The following is a 3,353-nucleotide window of genomic DNA, read 5'->3' as shown; positions in this document are numbered from 1 at the left end:
CCTCTCCCGGACGGAGCGGCCGCCCCCCCTCGCTCTCCCTCTCCCGCTCTCCCGTTCCGTTCGCCTCCGTATGCCCGGCTGCCCGTGTGCGCGGGCGGTCACTCTGTGGGACGGGCCACAGGGAGCCCGGCCGTGCGCGCTCACGGATGCGCGATAGCCTGACCGCTGGATCTCTCTTGACGCCAAGAGATCGATCATTCGAACCGGTGATCGATCATCGTGGCGGTCACCGGTCACGAGCCGGAGCGGGGATCCCGCACCAGGGGGCAGGGACCGCCCCACCGCCAGCTGTCATACGGAGAACGCCATGACCCGCACTCCCGTGAACGTCACCGTCACCGGCGCGGCCGGCCAGATCGGTTACGCCCTGCTCTTCCGCATCGCCTCCGGCCAGCTGCTCGGCGCGGACGTGCCGGTCAAGCTCCGTCTCCTGGAGATCACCCCGGCGCTCAAGGCCGCCGAGGGCACCGCGATGGAGCTGGACGACTGCGCGTTCCCGCTCCTCCAGGGCATCGAGATCACCGACGACCCGAACGTCGCCTTCGACGGCGCCAACGTCGCCCTCCTCGTCGGCGCCCGCCCCCGCACCAAGGGCATGGAGCGCGGTGACCTCCTCGAGGCCAACGGCGGCATCTTCAAGCCGCAGGGCCAGGCCATCAACGCCCACGCCGCGGACGACATCCGCGTCCTGGTCGTCGGCAACCCGGCCAACACCAACGCCCTGATCGCCCAGGCCGCCGCCCCGGACGTCCCGGCCGAGCGCTTCACCGCCATGACGCGCCTGGACCACAACCGCGCGCTGACCCAGCTCGCGAAGAAGACGGGCTCCTCCGTCTCCGACATCAAGCGCCTGACCATCTGGGGCAACCACTCCGCCACCCAGTACCCGGACATCTTCCACGCCACGATCGCCGGCAAGAACGCCGCCGAGGTCGTGAACGACGAGAAGTGGCTGGCCGAGGACTTCATCCCGACCGTCGCCAAGCGCGGCGCCGCCATCATCGAGGCCCGCGGCGCCTCGTCGGCCGCCTCCGCCGCCAATGCCGCCATCGACCACGTCCACACCTGGGTCAACGGCACCGCCGACGGCGACTGGGTCTCCATGGGCATCCCGTCCGACGGTTCCTACGGCGTCCCGGAGGGCCTCATCTCCTCCTTCCCGGTCACCGTGAAGGACGGGAAGTACGAGATCGTCCAGGGCCTGGAGATCAACGAGTTCTCCCGCACCCGCATCGACGCCTCCGTCAAGGAGCTCGAGGAGGAGCGCGAGGCGGTCCGCTCCCTCGGCCTCATCTGACCCCGGCCGCCACGGCCTTCGCGGGGCCCGTACCGGTTCGCCCGGTACGGGCCCCGCGCGCGTCCGCTGCGGCCCGCGCCGCTGCGGCCCCAGCCGCAACCTCCGGCAAACAGGTTCGCCCTGGCCCGCCTTCCCCCTATGCTGATGCCCCGTCACTTCTCGTGGCGGTGTCGCCCTTCGCGTATCGGGGGATTCGCGTGAGCACTGCCTACGTGCCACAGCAGCCGCAGCAACCACAGCCCACGGACGGGACGACGGCAGGCCTGCCGCCCGAGCCCCCGCACGTCAGCGAGGCGTCGAGGCTGCTGTGCGTGGGGACCTACCTGGACCCCGTCTACCGCAACCATGTCATCGAGCAGCTCCACCTCAACGAGCAGCGGGTGGTCGCGCCCTCGCTCGGCTTCGACGCCGCCCGCGTCCTCGCCCACGCGCTGCGCGCCCGGCGCATGGAGATGCAATGGGCGGCGGCGATCCTCGCCCTGTGGGTGGTGGGCACCCTGGTCAGCGGAGGCCTGCTCGCCTACTTCCTGATCCCCAGCCTGCTGCTCGCCGGCGCGCCCCTGCTGCCCGGGACCGCCGCGTCGGTGCTCCGTTGGTGCGGCCGTGCCGCGACCGCGTGGTTCCTGTTCACCCTGGGCTCCGCCGCGTTCGGCGGCGGGGAGGACGGCGGCTCCGGGTACTCGTCGTCCTACGACTCCGGCAGCGACCTGCTGGACTCGGTCACCGTCGGCATCACGGCAGGCGTCCGACCGTGGCAGGCCTGGTTCGGGATCGGCGTGCTCGTCGTCATCGGCCTGTGCGTGGCGGGCAGGCGCGGCCAGTTCGCCCGTGCCCTCTCGGTGGAACTCTCCCCGCCGCGGTTCGCCGACGCCACCGGCGACCTCGCCGAGCAGACCGCCGGACAGCGGTTCCACCGGCTGGCGCAGCGCATCCGGCTGGAGCAGCACGCCCCGCTCGTCATGTACCACGAGGCGCGCCCGTTCTGCGGGGCCGGCACGGCGCGCGACACCTGGGTGCTCGCCGTCGAACTGCGGCCGGACGAGGAGAAGCAGCAGCAGCCGCTCAGCAACCGGGCGATCCTCGACCGGATCCGGCCCCTGCTGGAGCAGCTGCGGGTGCCCGCCGAGTACGCGGGCCCCGGTGTCCGGGACCGGCTGCGCCGCCTGGAGATCGACGAGTGCGTGTTCCTGCCCGTCGAGGGTCTGCTCCGCCGTGACCAGGCGCCGTACGGACAGGCCGAGTTCGAGCAGCACCGGGCGCGGGCCGTCGAGGAGGGCGGTGAGAAGCGTCGGCACTTCCTGCGCGTCCGCGTGGGCGGCTGGGAGGAGGAGCTGGTCGTCACCGTCTTCGTCCGTGTCCACACGCAGGGCCGGATGCTGATGCTGGAGATCGCGCCGCACGTGCTGACCCCGGTCCGCGCGGACTTCAAGGGCGCCGAGCGCACCTGGCAGGAGTTCCACGACAACCGGACGGGCCGGATCGCCGACGCCGCCGTCCTGGTTCCCCGCTCCGTCGGCGACGCGCTGCTCACCCTCGGCCGGGGCGTGCCCTACGCGTGGCGGCTGCTGACCGGCGGCCACGCGCAGGCGCTGCCCGACGGGCCCGCACTGTCGGTGCGGGAACTGGCCTCGGTCGTCACCGGGTCCACCTTCCAGCAGATGGACGTCGCCCGGTACCTGCGCAGCGTGCAGGACCGCATCAGCCGCGGGGTGCGGCTGGCCCTGGGCGAAGCGGGCTACGAGACCGGCGAGTTCGTCCAGAAGATCGTCAACATCAGCAACGGCGCGGTGCACATCGGGCGCGCCGACAATTCCTCGTTCGCGTTCGGCGACCACGCGCGCGCCGAGACGAGGGGCGGCTCCGGGCCGCAGAAGGGATCCGACTGACCATGGCACCCGACGAGCCCAACGTCAGCATCGGCCGCGCCGACAACTCCGCCTTCGCGTTCGGCGCCCACGCCCGCGCCGAGACGCACAACACCGCGGCCCCGGCGCGCGACGAGTCCGCCGAGCAACTGCTGGCCGCCGTGCGGGAACTGCGCGCCGACCTCGCCCGG

The 3,353-nt window shown here is 72.4% G+C and carries 2 protein-coding genes; both read left to right on the top strand.

The window, feature by feature from the left end:
• The first annotated feature begins 307 nt into the window (after positions 1-307).
• A complete protein-coding gene (locus CCN29_RS31570) occupies positions 308-1,297 on the top strand; it encodes a malate dehydrogenase (RefSeq protein ID WP_006133511.1) in 990 nt (329 codons plus the stop codon).
• A 197-nt stretch (positions 1,298-1,494) separates the two neighbouring features.
• Positions 1,495-3,183 carry an AbeC-like domain-containing protein gene (locus CCN29_RS31565; protein WP_031017211.1) on the top strand — a complete coding sequence of 563 codons (1,689 nt, stop codon included), beginning with the start codon at positions 1,495-1,497 and terminating at the stop codon, positions 3,181-3,183.
• Positions 3,184-3,353: the final 170 nt, after the last annotated feature.

Origin of the sequence: Streptomyces pseudogriseolus (genome assembly GCA_002154585.1) — a bacterium.
Lineage (GTDB): Bacteria > Actinomycetota > Actinomycetes > Streptomycetales > Streptomycetaceae > Streptomyces > Streptomyces pseudogriseolus.
Note: the sequence above shows the minus strand (reverse complement) of the source record. Positions and strands in the feature narration are given on the sequence as shown.